This is a genomic window from Wolbachia endosymbiont (group A) of Hedychridium roseum (assembly GCF_964028325.1).
In the GTDB taxonomy this organism is placed as follows: Bacteria; Pseudomonadota; Alphaproteobacteria; order Rickettsiales; family Anaplasmataceae; genus Wolbachia.
The window spans coordinates 1,177,218-1,194,726 of record NZ_OZ034755.1; the positions used below are offsets into that span (position 1 = coordinate 1,177,218).

18 protein-coding genes and 2 pseudogenes are annotated in these 17,509 nt (G+C 35.7%); 18 read left to right on the plus strand and 2 right to left on the minus strand.

Features of this window, described 5'->3' with window-relative positions; all coding sequences use genetic code 11:
• Window positions 1–229: 229 nt before the first annotated feature.
• From ABWU23_RS05815 to ABWU23_RS05895, 17 genes and pseudogenes are all read left to right on the plus strand, one after another.
• Window positions 230–904, plus strand: a complete 675-nt coding sequence (locus tag ABWU23_RS05815) for a hypothetical protein (protein WP_353270938.1) — start codon at window positions 230–232, stop codon at window positions 902–904.
• 16 nt (window positions 905–920) lie between these two features.
• A complete protein-coding gene (locus ABWU23_RS05820; protein ID WP_353270939.1) occupies window positions 921–2,858 on the plus strand; it encodes a DUF4815 domain-containing protein in 1,938 nt (645 codons plus the stop codon).
• Window positions 2,859–2,869: 11 nt separating this feature from the next.
• Window positions 2,870–3,121: pseudogene (locus tag ABWU23_RS05825) on the plus strand (hypothetical protein); the annotation flags it as partial.
• A gap of 510 nt (window positions 3,122–3,631) precedes the next feature.
• Complete coding sequence (ltrA, locus tag ABWU23_RS05830) at window positions 3,632–4,921, plus strand: group II intron reverse transcriptase/maturase (RefSeq protein ID WP_353270565.1); 1,290 nt, start codon at window positions 3,632–3,634, stop codon at window positions 4,919–4,921.
• Window positions 4,922–5,049: 128 nt separating this feature from the next.
• Entirely contained in the window at window positions 5,050–6,042 is a 993-nt protein-coding gene (locus ABWU23_RS05835) for a hypothetical protein (RefSeq protein ID WP_353270566.1), read from the plus strand.
• On the plus strand, window positions 6,042–6,236 hold the full coding sequence (locus ABWU23_RS05840; protein ID WP_265022291.1) for a hypothetical protein: 195 nt from the start codon (window positions 6,042–6,044) through the stop codon (window positions 6,234–6,236). Before ABWU23_RS05835 ends, ABWU23_RS05840 begins: the two co-directional genes overlap by 1 nt.
• Window positions 6,233–7,642 carry a hypothetical protein gene (locus tag ABWU23_RS05845; RefSeq protein ID WP_353270940.1) on the plus strand — a complete coding sequence of 470 codons (1,410 nt, stop codon included), beginning with the start codon at window positions 6,233–6,235 and terminating at the stop codon, window positions 7,640–7,642. Before ABWU23_RS05840 ends, ABWU23_RS05845 begins: the two co-directional genes overlap by 4 nt.
• Window positions 7,643–7,648: 6 nt before the next feature.
• Complete coding sequence (locus ABWU23_RS05850; protein ID WP_341814277.1) at window positions 7,649–8,209, plus strand: hypothetical protein; 561 nt, start codon at window positions 7,649–7,651, stop codon at window positions 8,207–8,209.
• A complete protein-coding gene (locus ABWU23_RS05855; RefSeq protein ID WP_341814391.1) occupies window positions 8,202–9,383 on the plus strand; it encodes a phage tail sheath subtilisin-like domain-containing protein in 1,182 nt (393 codons plus the stop codon). The genes ABWU23_RS05850 and ABWU23_RS05855 overlap by 8 nt, the downstream gene beginning before the upstream one ends.
• Window positions 9,384–9,394: 11 nt before the next feature.
• A complete protein-coding gene (locus ABWU23_RS05860; RefSeq protein WP_341814276.1) occupies window positions 9,395–9,901 on the plus strand; it encodes a phage major tail tube protein in 507 nt (168 codons plus the stop codon).
• An 82-nt stretch (window positions 9,902–9,983) separates the two neighbouring features.
• Entirely contained in the window at window positions 9,984–10,241 is a 258-nt protein-coding gene (locus ABWU23_RS05865) for a phage tail assembly protein (RefSeq protein ID WP_353270941.1), read from the plus strand.
• A gap of 109 nt (window positions 10,242–10,350) precedes the next feature.
• Window positions 10,351–12,636 carry a phage tail tape measure protein gene (locus tag ABWU23_RS05870; protein WP_353270942.1) on the plus strand — a complete coding sequence of 762 codons (2,286 nt, stop codon included), beginning with the start codon at window positions 10,351–10,353 and terminating at the stop codon, window positions 12,634–12,636.
• The gene (locus tag ABWU23_RS05875) at window positions 12,636–12,983 is read left to right on the plus strand and encodes a phage tail protein (protein ID WP_341817562.1); all 348 of its coding nucleotides are present in this window, start codon (window positions 12,636–12,638) and stop codon (window positions 12,981–12,983) included. Before ABWU23_RS05870 ends, ABWU23_RS05875 begins: the two co-directional genes overlap by 1 nt.
• Window positions 12,980–13,189 carry a tail protein X gene (locus ABWU23_RS05880; RefSeq protein WP_410530047.1) on the plus strand — a complete coding sequence of 70 codons (210 nt, stop codon included), beginning with the start codon at window positions 12,980–12,982 and terminating at the stop codon, window positions 13,187–13,189. The genes ABWU23_RS05875 and ABWU23_RS05880 overlap by 4 nt, the downstream gene beginning before the upstream one ends.
• Entirely contained in the window at window positions 13,186–14,151 is a 966-nt protein-coding gene (locus tag ABWU23_RS05885; protein ID WP_353270943.1) for a phage late control D family protein, read from the plus strand. The genes ABWU23_RS05880 and ABWU23_RS05885 overlap by 4 nt, the downstream gene beginning before the upstream one ends.
• A gap of 37 nt (window positions 14,152–14,188) precedes the next feature.
• The gene (locus ABWU23_RS05890; protein WP_353270944.1) at window positions 14,189–14,731 is read left to right on the plus strand and encodes an ankyrin repeat domain-containing protein; all 543 of its coding nucleotides are present in this window, start codon (window positions 14,189–14,191) and stop codon (window positions 14,729–14,731) included.
• Window positions 14,732–14,871: 140 nt separating this feature from the next.
• Entirely contained in the window at window positions 14,872–15,090 is a 219-nt protein-coding gene (locus tag ABWU23_RS05895; RefSeq protein WP_353270945.1) for a hypothetical protein, read from the plus strand.
• Here the strand turns inward: ABWU23_RS05895 and ABWU23_RS05900 are convergent.
• Window positions 15,081–15,587 (minus strand): annotated as a pseudogene (locus ABWU23_RS05900) (phospholipase D family protein); the annotation flags it as partial. The gene ABWU23_RS05895 and the pseudogene ABWU23_RS05900 overlap by 10 nt on opposite strands.
• On the opposite strand from ABWU23_RS05900, the gene ABWU23_RS05905 reads away from it, so the two are divergent.
• A complete protein-coding gene (locus ABWU23_RS05905; RefSeq protein WP_353270946.1) occupies window positions 15,586–16,497 on the plus strand; it encodes a patatin-like phospholipase family protein in 912 nt (303 codons plus the stop codon). The pseudogene ABWU23_RS05900 and the gene ABWU23_RS05905 sit on opposite strands and share 2 nt — an antisense overlap.
• 80 nt (window positions 16,498–16,577) lie before the next feature.
• Here the strand turns inward: ABWU23_RS05905 and ABWU23_RS05910 are convergent, their stop codons facing one another.
• A complete protein-coding gene (locus ABWU23_RS05910) occupies window positions 16,578–17,489 on the minus strand; it encodes a helix-turn-helix domain-containing protein (protein WP_265037926.1) in 912 nt (303 codons plus the stop codon).
• Between the last annotated feature and the right edge of the window lie 20 nt (window positions 17,490–17,509).

Genomic DNA, 17,509 nt, shown 5'->3' on the forward strand with positions numbered 1-17,509 from the left:
TATTCACCTTGGTCTTCCCAATAACGAAATTTGATATAAGCTAGTTAGAAAGACTGGCTAATTTCCAAAAATCTTATTTAAACAGTGGAATATTGTATTGGTGCACTACTTTTCTATGATTTAGTTGATTTTCAAAAGCTGCCTTAAAATTATTTAAACTTTTTTTATATTGTTTGGACGAATTGTTGAGCAACCGTGTATATATATAATACAGGAGCCAAACTTTCAAATGTCAATACTCACACAATCAGGTCGAGCAGCAATAGCAGCAAGTATAAAAGAGCAATCTCTACATCTTGCCTGGGGCAGTGGTGATGCAAGCTCTGGAAGTAGCCATAAAGTAGAAAAAACTTTCGTTAAGGGTGAAATAAAACTTGATCATCAACCTGTTAAAGATGTGAAGGTTGTTACAGGACAAACAATGCATCAGCCAAGTGTTGACTATACAGTTGCTGGTGTAATAAAACGTACGGAAAATAGCTCTATTCCAGTAAGTGATAAAGTTACCATAGAGTACATTCAAAGCACACCACCTGAACCTATAAATTCTATAAAGCTCTTGAATGAACTTGGCAGACGTACTGCAGACGAAGTGCTATTCTGTACAGGTGATGAAAACGGCGAACTTATAACTCCTTCTGGAAGGTTTAGGCCCTCAAATGTACCAACCAATAATTTGTACCTTAAATTTACTTTCGATTTCACGGATGCAGCAAATCAAGTTATCAGGGAGCTTGGGGTTATGGTTGGTACTAAAGTAAAAAAAGAATTACCTAGAGGACAGAGATATTTTGAACCAAAAGACGTGGAAAATCCTGGAATTTTGTTAGTTTTAGAACACACCGTACCACTTATCAGAACTGCAGCAACCAGGGAAACTTTTTCATTTGTTGTAACTTTTTGAATTTTTCTAGCATTAAATGACTTTAAACGCCTATTATAACCGCTTTAATCCTGACAAAGAATATGAGAAAAGCTTATTTCTTGCTGGAAGAGGTCTACAGTCTGCAGAATTAAATGAGACTCAGGAGTATGCTCTTTCTAAGCTTAAAGGCATAGGAGATGCAATATTTCGTGATGGTGATGTGATAACGGGAAGCAATTGTATTATAGATAGAGAAACTGGTAAAGTTACGCTTGAATCAGGAAAAATCTATCTGCGCGGTGCAGTTAGAAAAGTTGAAAAAGAAGAATTTGTTATTCCACTGAGTACCACAGTTCGCATAGGTGTTTATTATGTAGAATCTACGATTACAGAACTTGAGGACGCAAATCTTCGTGATCCTGCTGTTGGTACAAGAAACTATCAGGAAGTAGGAGCTGCAAGGCTTAAAGTTTCCATCATTTGGGGTTATCAAGCAGAAGGTCTTTCTCCACGTTTTTCTGTAAATGGCGAATTTTATCCAATTTATAACATTGAAAATGGAGTATTGATAGAACATTCACCGCCACCACAAGCAAATATAGTAACTACTGCGCTTGCTCGTTATGACAAAGAGGCAAATGGTTCCTACGTCGTAAATGGTCTTGAAGTAATGTTCCTGCAAAAGGAAGAGGGAGAAGGAGGAAAAAAAATATTTGTGATTAATGAGGGCAAAGCTCATGTTGATGGCTATGAGATTGAACTTCCTCACAGTATTCGTGTTTCTTTTGATGAAGATCCGGATATAAAATCAGTTGAATCAGAACCACATACTTTTCAGCCAAATAGCCAAAGAGTAATGGAACTGAAGGTTAATGATTTTCTAATAAGTGAAATCAAAAAAGTAGATATCACTGTTCAAAAAACCATTACTGTTACTCACGGTTCATACTCAGGAGCTGTTGATCCAATACCTGACTCTGCGGTACTTGAGATTATTCAAGTTAAACAAGGAGACGTTATTTATGAAAATAGTGCAGATTATAAACTAAACGCAGGAAACATTGATTGGTCATTACCTGGCAAAGAACCAGCACCTGGGAGTAGTTATCAAATAACTTATCGCTGTCGTACTCATGTGAGCCCTGAAGATATAAATGAAAAGGGATGTAAAGTAAAAGGAGCAGTTGATAATAGCTTGGTTTTAGTTGATTACACCTGGAAAATGCCCCGCTTTGATTTAATTACTATCGATATCAAAGGAGTGGTAAGAAGAATAAAAGGAATTTCTCACCCTTGGCGACCATCGATGCCTAAAGCACCTAGTGGACAACTTTTGCTCTGCTACATTCACCAAACGTGGAAAAACGGGGAAAAAGAAGGGGTAAAAATAGTGAATAATGCTATTCATGCTGTACCGATGAATGAGCTTGAAGCAATGAAAAAAGGAATAAATGATCTTTATGCGCTGGTTGCAGAGGAAGGTTTACGCAGTGATGCAAATTCAAGAGAACCTACCACCAAAAAAGGGGTATTTGTAGATCCGTTCTTTGATGATGATATGCGCAATCAAGGAATTTCGCAGTCTGCAGCAATAGTAAATAGAGAGCTAGTTCTGCCAATAGATGTAGAAGTTGCAGATATTGAAAAAGTTGGGGAAAGATATCTTTTGCCATATGAACTTGAACCGGTACTGGAGCAGCTTTTACAGACTAAAGGAGAAAAGATTAATCCATATCAAGCTTTTGATCCAGTCCCGGCACAAATTACTCTAAATAAAAACATTGATCACTGGACGGAGGTAAAAACAAATTGGAAAAGTCCAGTAACCAGAGTATTTAATGCTAAAGAAACGACAGAGCTGCTGTCAAGTACTTCATACGAAACTGAATTTATGAGAGAAGCAGTACAGAATTTTGAAATTGAAGGTTTTGAGCCAGATGAAAAGCTTAAGGAAATAAAATTTGATGGCATTTCTATTATACCTATGGCATAGAGGAAAAAAAAGTGGAAAAAAGAGCTAACAACCAGGGAAAATTAAAGGGAAAGGTGAAAGTACCAGCAAACATTCCAGCAGGTACTAAATTAGTACAGTTTTATGGGGATAAAGGAAGCTATGGAGAGGCAACTTATACTGGTAAAAAAACTATTACTATAGAAGAAAGAAGAAGAGTTATCGCAGCAAGAAGAGTTGATCCTTTAGCACAAACATTTACTTTAAATGAGAGCAGACACATAGGAGGTCTAGAGTTATGGTTTGGTGTGTCCAGAGAAGGTGAAGATGTTCAGTGGGAGTCAGACCCACCAGGATAAAAGTCGGAGTCCTGTAGCTAGGGTAGCAATGTGGAGGGAAACCAAAATGTTGAAGCCTACCGACAACGTTATCGTAGGATAATGGCGAATTACCAGGCCGCAGTGAAAACGAACACATGGGTGGCCCCGAAAAACTCTAAGTACTAAAGGCCGAGCCCACCAAACCAGGGCGAAAGCAATATAGGAGGCTGAAACACGAATGATACAGCATACCTACTTTAGCGGGGTGATAGTGGCAGCATGGTAATAAGGACATATAAAGCAACTGGAGAAACCCTCCTCATCCCAAGGAGAAAAACCTTGGAGTGGTAGGTTCTATAACTGGAAAACAGGAAATGAACCGAAGATGAAAGGGTGGCGGATGGGTGTGTAGTAGCGAAGAAATGGGGTAACGCCCATGGAGCAAAGGCACCCTACTAGTAGAGATCTTTTAACAAAAGGAAGGTAAAGGTAAAAATGACAAAAATGCCAATAAAATTACAAGACCTGAGAAGAAAGATATATATCAAAGCGAAAGCAGAACCGGAATGGCGATTCTGGGGAATATATGTACACGTCTGCAAGATGGAGACACTAGAAGAAGCATATAAGCTAACAAAGAAAAGCAATGGGGCACCAGGAATTGATGGGGTAACATTCAAATCGATAGAGGCAGAAGGCTTAGAAAAGTATCTTCAGCAAATAAGACATGAACTAATAACCAAAACCTATAGCCCAAATAGGAACCGGAGAAAGGAAATACCAAAAGTTGGGGGAAAACTCAGAACGTTGAACATACCCTGCATCCGGGATAGAATAGTGCAAAGTGCACTAAAGCTAATAATTGAACCGATATATGAATCTGACTTTCAGGACGGATCATATGGATATAGACCCAAGAGAAAAGCGCATGAAGCAGTAAGCAGAGTAGCGAAAGCAGCAATCAAAGGCAATACAAAATGTATTGATGTAGACCTGAAATCCTATTTTGATAACGTACGACATCATATTCTCATGGAGAAAATTGCCAAGAGAATAAATGATAAAGAAATCATGCACTTGATCAAGCTAATCCTTAAGGTAGGAGGAAAACGAGGAATAGCGCAAGGGTCGCCGATCTCACCGTTGTTGAGCAATATATACCTCAATGAGGTAGACAAAATGCTAGAGAGAGCAAAAGAGGTGACCAGGGAAGAAAAATATCAACGTATAGAATACGCCAGATGGGCAGACGATTTAGTGATACTGATAGATGGGTACCAGAGATGGGAATGGCTCGAGAAATTAGTGTACAAAAGGTTACAAGAAGAATTAGCAAAACTAGAAGTAAGTGTAAATGAAGAAAAGACAAAAATTGCCAATCTAAAGAGAGGAGAAACATTCAGCTTTCTAGGATTTGACTTTCGAAAGAAAATTACAAAACAAGGAAAGTGGAGAGTACAGATAACACCACAGATGAAAACACGAACAAGCCTACTTCAAAAGTTGAAGAAGGTATTCAGTAACTATAAATCGCAACCAATACGGAGAGTGATTCAGATCATCAATCCGATATTGAGAGGGTGGGTAAACTACTTTAGAATAGGAAACTCAAGTCGAAGCTTCAGCTACGTTAAACAGTGGGTAGAGAAGAAAACAAGACGCAATATGATGCAAGCCAGAAAAGCAAAAGGATTTGGTTGGAAAAGGTGGAGTAGCGAATGTATATATGAGACCCTTGGTCTATATTCGGACTATAGAATAAGATATTACGTTCCGAAAGCCTAACCAGCACAATATGTTATAAACTTTGGTAAGAATCTACTAGGAAAGCGTAGTGCGGGAAATCCGCATGCTGCGTTTGATGAGGCGGGAATTGGAAACGTAAACATGGGAATTTTGGATTGAGGCCCAACATGAAAATAATGGATCAGCCACCAAACCCTAAAGAGGCGCGCCAGTTCTCGACCCTACTAAATAACGGCAAAAAACGTGTTGTTGTGCAGATTAGAGAAACAGCAGTGGGAATGCCCTCGCAGACTGTCATTGCTGAAAGTTATATTGAGCCAAAAGATATAAAGATAGATGGAACAGCAACACGTATAGAATGGCCACCAGTGTTTTGCCATGCAGAACAAGAGTATGCAATAGTGCTACTTACTGATGATCCTGGTACTGCAGTAAAAATAGCAGAGCTTGGCAAATATGATGCAGTAAATAGCCGTTGGGTAACGAGTCAGCCTTATCAAGTAGGAGTATTACTTTCATCAAGCAATGCAAGTACCTGGACACCACATCAGAATTTAGACCTTACCTTTCGATTACTAGCTGCAAAATTTAGCGAACTTTTTCACCTTTTTAATCTTGGCAAAGTCAATGCGAATAATGTATCGGATTTGATAGTTTTGACGAACGTTGAAAAAGTAGCATTTGATACCAATGTAGAATTTATCTTAACAGATGAAGAGGGAAGAGAAAACTTTTTGTCTGATAATTTGCCGCTTGCACTGCGCGAAAGAATAAATGGAGAATTAACGGTAAAAGCAAGCCTAAAAGGAGGGCGAGAAAAAAGTCCAGTGCTATATCCTGGGTTACAGCTAGTTATGGGTAATATAGGGGAAAAAGGAGATTATGTAACTAGGAGCATTACAGCAGGAGCTAACACTAAGATAACAATTACCTATGATGCGCTAATACCTGGCACTGCAGATGTTAAAGCATATGTACAAAAAAACGTGGATTGGCAATTAGTAAATTTAACATCAGGAAAACCAATTGGAGAAAATTGGGTAGAGAGAACTCATGTGCTGACAAACTTTAATGGCAATGAGACTAGGGTAAAATTAGTTTTAAGTGGAACAGTTGTTTATCGCCCTAAGGTAAAAAATCTCAGAGTGATTGTCACATAATGACTGTTGACCAAACCAAACGAGAATATCCACTGCCTCATCCAGAAAATATTGCAGTTCAAGATGTGGTACGTATTCGAAGAGCTATAGAAAAAATAGATGAAGATATTACCGAAAGAGAAGATGAGCATAATCAACTAAAAAATAATTTTAAACGATTTAGATTTGAAACTTTTTTGAATTTTTGGGAATGAAAGAAGCAATATACCAAAGAATAAAGGATTTAGCAGCAAATAGCACACCTGATCAACTGGCATATCTTGCAAAATCGCTGGAATTGATAGCAGATAAAAAAGCTATTGCTGACATTGTGCAGATGACTGAGGTAAAAGGAATAATTGATGCACTACAAAAGAGGCTTAAGGATTTAGTAGAAAACAGTACACCAGATCAATTAGCATATCTTGCTAAAGCATTGGAATCAATAGTCGACAAAAGTGCGGTTTCTGAAATTGTGCAAATGACTGATGGTAAGCTAAAAGAACTTCTTGATAGTGCAAAAAAACACCTAAATGATATAAACAGCAATAAAACAAACTCAATATCAGCAATAACTGCAGTAAAAACAGAGTCTGTTAATGAAATCAACAAGCTTAGGGATAATTCCTTAAATACTTTAAAAGCATCATCAGATTCACATATATCACTACTTGATACAAGAAAGAATGCCAATATTGCAGCAATAAACAGTGTTGGCAATGATCATAAAGATGGTCTTAAAGGTTTAGTGAATAACTTCCGTACTGTTAATGATGTACCAAGTGGCTCATCAATCATGAAAGAAGTAAGAAATCGTCATATGATTGAACCTGGAGCATTACCTTTTTTATTTGGTGTACTAAGTAGAAAAAATAATTACTTTGGCCACGGAACTTTTACAACTGAGCTTGGTCAGTGGAGTAGTGATGTAACAAAAACAGACTATATGCTACAACTACTAGCAGGTACTCACACATATGATACAAGCTATGTTAGTTTTTATCGGCCAAGACAACTCAGTTTTTTAGAGGGAAGCAAAGGTACATTTATCTATGGAGAATCATACCCAAGATTCATGTATGATGGATTTTCGGAGCAATTCAATATGCTGAAATACCCTTATGCTGCATTGGGACTAATATTCGTAAAAAACACAAGCAATGTAGATATAAGTAAAACTCTAAACTTTGTTGGATCTGCAATGTGGTATAAAGATGAAGTTAATTATGGAGGAGCAGGATTATTTATAGGTACACCTGATAAAACTAATACAAGGAAGTCAGAGATTTCGAGAATTACTTGGACACGTATTTACCAGCATGAAATTAACAGTCCTGAATTTATTGCATCAGGTAACATACTCATTCCAGCAGGAAAAACCGTTACAGTGTTACTTTATACGTCATCTAATCTTCACTCAGAAGGTGAAAGAGTTGGTGAGACACCTGAGTTCTTTGCAAGTGAGCACACGTATAGCACAATCTATGGTCAATTTATTCAGTGGGGAATATATAACTTTCGCAGCAATTTTCTAACCACGGGGCTTGAGATAGATGTAGAGAGAACGCTAAGGGCTTGGCAATGTCCAGGATTATCTAACACGCATGAGATTTGGAGGTAACAAACAATGTCTATCTACATTAGATTTGAAAATGATAAACAAGTAGAAACAACAACGCTTGAAAGTAAGCCAACTGGAAATGATTGGTATGAAGCGCCAAAGAATTTCGACTGGCAAAAGAGTTATCAGTTAACAGAAGGAGGAGAAATTGCTCAGCGTACTAAAGAAGATATACAAAAGGAGTTACTGGATAATGCGAAGCTTTGTGCATTTGATAGTATGCGTTTCTATTATGATAATCATACTCACCAATATGCAGGTCATTCTCACCAAAAAGCTAAATCTTATGAGATTCAAGCGGAAGCCGCAAAAAGCATTCTAGCAGCACCAGAATCTATGAATAAAAAGGATAAAGAAATTATAGAACCTTTAGCAAAAGTCCGTGGTATTACGGTTATTGAAATGGCAAGAATAATTGAGGAAAAAGTGAAAAAAGCAGTAAAAGCAATAATTAAATGTGAAGAGCTTGAAGATTTAGCCAAAAGAAAGATTGAAGAAGCTAAAAGTGAAAATGAGCTAAAGACTTTGCTCGATGATTTTAGGAAAAAAATACAAAGAAATGGCTGAAGAATTTTTGCACGGAGTAAATGTTATAGAGGTAACCTCTGGAGCAAGGGCAGTACGTACGGCTAAATCATCAGTGATAGGTGTAATTGGTACTGCACCTGAAGCAGATGAGCAAAAATTTCCGCTAAATAAACCAGTGTTAGTTGCAGGAAGCTTAAAAGAAGCGGCAAAACTTGGCAAAAAGGGAACTCTTTTTTCAGCAATAAATGGAGTATTTTCCCAAATTGGTGCAACAGTTATAGTAATTAGAGTTGAAGAGAGTGAAAACATCAATCCAAAATTAAAAGAAGAAGAGACGCTGAAAAATATAATTGGCGGTGTTGATAAAGAGACTGGAGAGTATCAAGGGATAGAGGCATTCCTCAGCAGTGAAAGTATAATTCATGTTGCTCCAAGAATATTAATTGCACCTCAATTTACTCATCAATTGCCTGAATCTGAAAATCCTAAAAACCCAGTAGTAGCAGCTTTGATAGGAGTAGCAGAAAAACTGAGAAGCATAATAGTAGCAGATGGTCCAAATACCAATGATGAAGAAGCAATAAAGTGGAGAAAAAGTGTAGGCAGCTCAAGAGTTTACGTGGTTGACCCATGGGTGAAGGTACTTATTGAAGGAAAAGAAGAAATCTTGCCATCGAGTCCATTTGTAGCTGGTTTAATAGCTAAGATAGACAGCGAGCAAGGCTTCTGGCACTCACCTTCAAATAAAGAGATAAATGGTATTGTTGGAACAAGCAGGCCTATTGATTTTACGCTCGGTAATATAAATTGTAGAGCAAACCACTTGAATGAAAATGAAGTAACAACGATAATTCATCAAAATGGCTATAGGCTTTGGGGAAATAGAACATGTTCAAATGACTCAAAATGGGCTTTTTTGTCAGTGAGAAGGACTGCAGATTTAATCAATGATAGTTTACTTAGGGCTCATTTATGGGCAGTTGATCGCAATATCACAAAAACTTATATAGATGATGTGATTGAGGGGGTGAATTCTTATTTGGCTAATTTAAAAGCGCAAGGAGCAATTATCAGCGGAAAATGTTATGCAACCCCAGAACTCAATACACCGGCAAATATTGCAAGCGGGAAAGTGTCTTTTGATTTTGAGTTCACGCCACCATATCCGGCTGAGCAAATAATATTCAGATCACATCTTGTAAATATAAGTTAGGAGAAAGCAAAGTGTTACCGAAAATACTGAGAAATTTTAATGTATTTGTAGATGGCCGTGGTTATGCAGGAAAAATAGATGAAATAACCTTGCCGAAGCTTACCATAAAAACCGAAGAGTACAGAGCTGGTGGTATGGATATCCCAATAAATATTGACATGGGCATGGAAAAGCTTGAAGCAGACTTTACTTTCGCTGAGTATGATTCAGAACTATTTAGACTTTTTGGCTTGATAGATGGAAATTCGGTATCTTTAACGCTCCGTGGAGGAATGCAAGGGAGTGGTAGTAATGATATTGAAGCAGTAATAATCAATTTAAGAGGCATTTTTAAAGAGTTTGATTTTGGTAACTGGAAACCTGCTGAAAAAGCAACGCTGAAGTGTACTGTAGCTGCTCATTACTATAAACTTACTATAGGTGGTAATGAGTTAATAGAAATCGATGCTGAAAATATGATTAGAAAGATAAATGGTGTTGATCAGATGGCACTACTTCAAACGGTGCTTGGAATATGAAGATTTTTAGAATTCTATTTTTTAGATGTTGATCAAATAGTTACAACATTTTACAAGATTTTATTTTTTATAGGAGAATTTTATGCAAACTATAACACTAAACAACCCAATAACAGTTGATGGTATTTCTGTCTCAGAACTTACCGTTAGACGTCCAAAAGTTAGAGATTATCTAGCTATTGAGAGACTTAATGGTAGTGATCTAAGTAAGGAAGTAACTTTGACTGCCAATTTGACATCAGCTGCAAAAGAAGCGATTGAAGAGTTAGATATTGCTGATTATGTGAAAGTGCAAGAGGTATTAAAGGATTTTTTTTCACCAGTTATTCAAAGGACTTGAGGTCAGAAGTATTAATGTTCAGCTCTGTTGTAGGGGGCGGGGTTGAGCAAATACTTGAAATGGAAATTAATGAATTTATCCTATGGAATGAAGCAGCGAGGAAGGTACAATGTCAACGTTATCTATAAAAATTGGAGCAGTCCTAGATGGCAGTTTCAGTACTGTAATAAAAGGAAGTAGCAGTCAACTTACTCATCTTGGTGAGAATATAAGAAAGCTTGACTCATCTTTAAAATCAGTATCAAAGTTTAAGCAGTTAGGTCATGATGTTTTGACTAGCAAGAGGTCATGGAAAGGCTTTGAAGATCAAGTAAAATCTTTAGCTAAACAAATGAAAGCGATAGAGAAACCAAGCAAAACTTTAAAAGCAGAATTTGACAAGGCCAAAACCTCCGCAACAAAAGCAAAAGAAGCATATTTGAAAAAGAGAGATGCTTTGCATTCATTTAATGAAGAAGTAAGGAAAAGTGGAAGAAATATTAAGTCATTAGTAAGTGATCAATATAAACTTGGCTCTTCTATTGAAGTATTAAAAGGTAAGTATGGTAAGCTTGGATCTGCAATACGTAGTCACCAAAGTTTTTTAGCAAGCAAAGCATATTTTAAGTCACAAATTATAGAGACTATTGGGCTAGGGCTAACGCTTGCAGCGCCAATCAAAGTTGCTATTGATTTTGAATCGGCTATGGCTGATGTTAAAAAAGTAGTAAGGTTTAATGATAAAAAAGACGAAGCTAGTAAATTTGCTCAAGAGCTCAAAAAATTATCTCGGGAAATACCCTTGTCAGCTGCAGAATTAGCACAAATAGCTGCAAGTGGTGGTCAACTTGGTATTGACAAAAATGATCTTATAAAGTTTACAACAGTAGTTGCCAAAATGACCACAGCGTTTGATATGTCTGCAGAAGAAGCTGGTAATGCTATTGCAAAAATATCCAATGTCTATGGAATTAAAGTTGATGGTATGGAAAATGTAGGTAACATAATAAACCATCTTTCAGATAATACTGCTGCCAAAGCAAAGGAAATGGTTCTTACGCTGAATAGAATTGGCGGTAATGCTAAACAGTTTGGTTTAGAAATTGATCAAGCAAGTAGCTTAGCAAGTGCGTTCATAAGTTTAGGTAAACAACCTGAAAAAGCAGCAACTGCTATAAATAACTTTCTTAGTAAACTACAGACCGCAAGAGAGCAAAGTCCCGAATTTCACGATGCATTAGATGAGATGGGAACAAGTATAGAAGAGCTCGAACAAACTATTAAAAAAAATCCTCAAGAGGCAATATTGCAATTCCTTGAAACCTTAAAAAAAATAAATGATCAAGAGCGAGCTGGTATTCTTATGAATCTATTTGGCGCTGGGTTTCAAGATGACATTGCTCTTTTAGTAGGAAGCTTAGACATTTACAAGAAAGCTATTGAACATTTAGCTAATAAAGAAAAATATAACGCTTCAATGCAGGACGAATTTAACAATCGTGCAAATACTACAGCTAATAAATTACAATTACTTAAAAATGCAGTATTTGAAGCTGGCATGAATCTAGGGTCAGTAATGTTGCCTACTTTAAATTATGTAGCTGGAAGTTTGAAAGCAATAACAGAGCGTATAGCTTCTTTTGCAGAAAAATATCCAACTTTAACTACGGCAATCATGAGTACTTTAGCAGCTTTGATAAGTTTGAAAGTCTTAGTAGTGGGAGTAGGCTATGGAATTACTTTATTAGGAAGTACAATTTTTGGTCTTAAAGCAACAATACTGACAACATTTTCATCTTTATCAAGTATAGTTTTTCCTGCAGTAATAACAGGGCTAAGAGCAATAACACTAGCTGTAATGACTAACCCAATTGGACTTTTAATAGCGAGTCTTGTTGCTGGTGCAGCTTATGTTCTAACTAACTGGCAAAAAGTGAAAGACTTTTTCTCTAGCTTTTGGAAATCACTCATTGAACCTATAGGAAAAGCTTTTTCATGGATGGGAAATACAGTTAGTAGCATATTTGCTGAGAATAGCCCGATTAGAAAATTTGAAAATAATGGAAATTTTGTTAATAAGCTTTCTAAAAATAGCATTTTCAGTAACGGAAACCCATTGACAAGTAATAGTGCTATTAAACAATTTTCAGAAAATAGTAAAGGCAATTTTGAGAGTTTTAAAGTTAAAGGTGTTATAGAAGAAAAAAGAGCTATAGAACAAGAAGAAGTTGAGAAAGCATTCAAGAAAAGTAGATATGAAAATAGGGAATCTAAAGTATATAACCAAGCATTCTATCAAACGTTTAATATCAACATTAAATCTGAAGATGTGCGCAGTGTTGCTGATGCAGTAATAGAACGATTTAGAGAACAAGCACGTGGGGCACTTTTTGATATAGTTGAAGAGTTACATTGATGTTGCTTGGAAAATGTAAGCTTGAACCAATAAGCCTAAGATACAGTAAAGAAAAAAGGTGGTATACAATTGAATGTATTGAAAAAACGTTGCTACAAAACATTGGCTCAGGAATTGAATGTATTGATCTGACAGGAGTGATTTATCCACGTTATCAGAGTAATGGCTTAGAACAGCTAAAAAATATACGCGATACCCAAGAACCGCACGTTCTGGTTGATAATTCAGGAAATATACTTGGAAATTTTGTCATTACTAATGTAGAAGAAAAACAGATATTATTTTTTCCTGATGGAAAACCGAGAAAAGTTGAGTTTATTTTGAAGTTAAAAGGTTACAGTAAGTGATTTATTATTACACGAAAGAAAACGAAATGTTAGATCTGATTTGCTGGAAACATTATGGATTTACCGATGGAACAGTGGAGGAAGTATTGCTTAAAAATCCAGGCCTTGCAGAACATGGAAGTTTTTTGCCCGCTGGATTAAGAATTAAGCTTCCTAAAATTCAAAAAATACTGAAAGAATCTGTTATAAATATTTTAGATGAATGACACCATATTTTGATATAGTAGCAAAAAATAACCCAGTAACAGAGGTTTTAAAAAAGAGTTTAATATTACTACGTGTCACTGATGGATCAGGTACTACAAGTGACGAAGCTGAGATATGCATTAATTATAGCTCTAGCGCTTTAGAACTTAAGGGTAATTTACAGGTTTTTCTAGGATATAAAGAAACAGGTTTATTACCTATGGGGGTATATAAGGCGAATCAAATTACAATACAAAGTCCACCACAAACTTTAAGAATAAAATGTGACGCTGCAAGTTTAAGAGGATCATTAAAGGAAAGAAAATCAAAGGAATGGAAAGACATTACCTTGGGAGATTTGATTAAAGAAATAGCACAAGAACATGGGTATGAAGGTAAAGTCGCTGAAAGATTTGAAAATATATTTATACCACATATCATCCAAGCAGAAGAAAGCGACATGAGTTTTTTGGAAGGATTAGGCAAAAAATATGATGCACTAGTAAAACCAGCAGGAGGATATATAATTTTTATTCCGAAGGGAGAAGCAAGATCAGCGACTGGAAAGATGTTAGGTACAACAGTACTTACACCTAAAGATATTATAAATTGGGAGGTAAATTTTAATGTGCGTAACAAATATGGATCTGTTATTGCAAAATGGCATAGTTATGAAAAGGGAGAAACTATAGAAGAGAAAGTGGGAAATGAGGGCCCAAGTTATACCCTGCAAACGCTTTACTCTACCGCAGAATCAGCAATTAGTGCAGCAGCAGCCAAGTTAAAACAACTAAAACGTAGTACATCAAGTTTAAATGTAACTGTTCCTGGTAATCCAGAATTATTTGCAGAAGCTAAGATCAGCCTTTCAGGATTTTGTCAGGAAATTGAAGGCGAATGGGTAATCAGCAGGGCAGAACATATTCTGAATAATAGAGGATATCAAACTATAGTAGAGGCAAAAGTGAGCAAAGCTATTTAAATGAAACTTAAGCAAATGATTATTTAATTCTAAAAAAATGTTAGACATGAACAAAATAAGTAAGAACATAAAGAATAAGATAAATTTTCTATGGCTTATGATAACAATTATATGTGTTGTTGTTACATGTTGCTATACAAAGAGTAAAGCTGTGAGTAATTATAAAACAGTACTACAAATTGCTTCTGAAAATTGTAACTTAGAGGTTGTAAAACTTTTGGTAGAAAATCTATTAGATGTTAATGTGCAGGTTCCTAAATTAACAGCATTACATTATGCTTCAGAGGCAGGTTGTTTAGAAGTTGTGGATTTTCTAGTGCAAAAAGGAGCTGATATAGGCGCTTCTGGGGGGTATGAGGGATGGACACCGCTGCATTATGCTGCAGATCAAGGACGTTTGGAAATTGTTAAATTTTTATTAGACAAAGGAGCAGATCCTATTGCTGTAGCTAAAGATGGAAGAACACCTAGAAGCATGGCTGTAATATCAGAAGAACGTAATAAAGATAAAAACAAGCAATACAGAGAAGTAATAAAACTACTTTCCAATGCAGAAGGCTCGCTCAAAAATAGCAAATAATATCAAAGATATATTGGAGTCATAAGGATCTGCAGAAGAGTAATACGAATTCAAATAGTGACTACCACAGCAAAATATAGAAACTGAATATATTTCTTTTTTACCAGTAATTTGCAGTTATTTTACAACCAGTACAAAATATGCTAAACCAAAAAATCCCAATTACAGTAATTATTACCATATTAATCCAAACCGTAGCATTGATATGGTGGTTATCCAAATTAGACTCAAGGGTACAATTTCACGATAAACTTATTGAATATGGTTTAATGGAAAAAGTGTTAGTACTTGAGGAAAGGGTAAAAAATCTTTCTGAGGAATTAGATGAATTCAAAGATAACTTAAAGTCTGGTGTATAATGCTTAGACTGCGATTGGCGATTTTTCCAATTTTTGACGTATTGTTCAACTAGTGGAGAATCTCCTGTTATGATCAGTAGGTTTTCAGCATTTCTTTGCTGAGCGGCATCTGAAAAGTTAAATGATCCGGTTATGATTTTTTGCTCATCAATAATAATTACCTTGCTATGAGCAATAGCGGGTTTAAAGTCAATCCATATCGGGATTGTGTGCTCAAATAATTCGTTAATTACACTATGTTTTGAACTAGTTTGTGATTCATCTAGAATAACCTTAATATCAACTCCACGCTTTTTAGCTTGAACCAAGGATTCAGCAATAGGCTTTGAGGTAAATTGGTATGCCTGAACCAACACAGATTTTTTAGCATAGTCTACGGAATCAATTATTAGGTTGGTGCAATTTTCTCCAGGAGTGAAACATACAGTAGTACTTGGACAAGAAACACAACCTGATAAAAGCAAACAAGTTAAAAAAATCAATAAATATCTAAACATGGCCAAATATATTCTTTCAGTCGACGGTGGAGGCATAAGAGGTATTATACCTGCTATTGTTCTAGCTGAAATAGAGTATAGAACAAAAAAGCCAATCTCTCAAATGTTTGACTTAATGGTCGGAACTTCTACAGGTGGTATTATCGTTGCCGGATTATGTAATAAACAATACTCTGCTCTCGACTTAGTTGATCTCTATCAGAAAGACGAGCCACATATCTTTAAGTCTTCATTTTTCAGAAGATCAATATTTTCCTGGCTAAATTGTGCACAGTATTCATGCAAAAATATTGAATGCGTTCTGAATAGATATTTTGGTGATTCTACTCTTGCAGATGCAACAAATAATTTAATGCTTACAAGCTACGATATTAAGAACAATTATCCCTTCTTCTTTAAAAGCTGGAGAGAAGATAGAAATTTTATCAAATTGAAAGATGCATTACGATCTACAACTGCAGCACCTACTTACTTTGCACCGAAATATCTTAAAATCAACCACAAGGAAATGGTATTAGTGGATGGCGGGGTATTTGCAAATAATCCAGCGGCTTGTGCATATGCAAGTGGTAAGAGGTTATTTCCAAATGATGATATTCTACTGTTATCGATAGGTACTGGAAGAACAGACAGAAGCATAGAGTATGCCAATTCAAAGAGATTTGGAAAAATAAGCTGGATAAAACCTTTGTTAAATGTGATGTTTGCCTCTGGATTGGACTGCGTAAATTATCAGATGAATCAAGTAATAGGCAATAGATACGTAAGAATACAATCGCAATTGAAGCTAGCATCGGCTGACATGGATAACATTACATCAAAAAATATCAAATCTCTTCAGCAAGAGGCAAATGCAATGATAGAGGACAATCAGAAAGTGATAGAAAAATTCTGTAATATTATATCTTGATACGTCAAATTCTGCAGAGCTAAATAAGGATTTAGAATAGATAATATATTAACCATTTTTACTTATATCTTAAACACAATTCAATTTTTACACTCATCAGCAGTTAGGCCACTTGCTCGCACAATAATATCACTAGCAACACCTGCCTTAACTAGATCTTTTGCAATCTTGATTTTCTCTGCTTTTTTAACTTTTTCCTTGCCGCTTTTCATATCTTCAGATAGAGATTTGACTAATGCATCTAATGATTCTTGTTCTCTGTACTCATCCATTAAACTCAATAGCTTTTTGCTTTCTCTTGTTTTAGGCAGTAGAACTTTAATATTCACTGATAATGCTCTTGCTATTTCATATAATTTATCAAATGAGATGGCAGTATATCCTTTTTCATATTCGTGTATTTCCTTGAGCATTAAATCAATTTTATCCGCCAAATCTTTTTGAGTATATCTTCTTATCAATCTCCATTCTCTTATTCTTTGCCCTATTCTGTAATATATAGAATCAGTGTAAATTTCTTGTTCTGTATCATTATACTCGTAAATAGATAAGCCGGTTGCTTGGGAAATTATGTCAACTGAAACTCCTTCTTTAACTAGATTTTTTGCTACTTCTAATCTTGCCTCCTCTTGATTGATTTTCTCGCTAATATGAACAAACCTGACTAATGAAGGTACTATTTTGCCTAACTTTTGATTCTCGTATATTTTTGTTAGATAGAGTATTTCTTCGTCTTCATCTTTATACTCTCTTACTGTTATTGGTTTAGGTAATAGATCTACAACATTAACTGACAATACTCTTGCTATTACATATAGTACTTCAATCGGAATAGGAATATACCCATTTTCATAATTGGTTACTTCTTTATATGCTAATCCGATTTTACTTGCTAACTCTGCTTGAGTACACCTTTGCATTAATCTACAATCTTCTATTTTTTGCCCTATTTTGTAGTGTATAGAACTAACATCTCTTACAGAAACAAACATATATACCTTATTTAGAAATA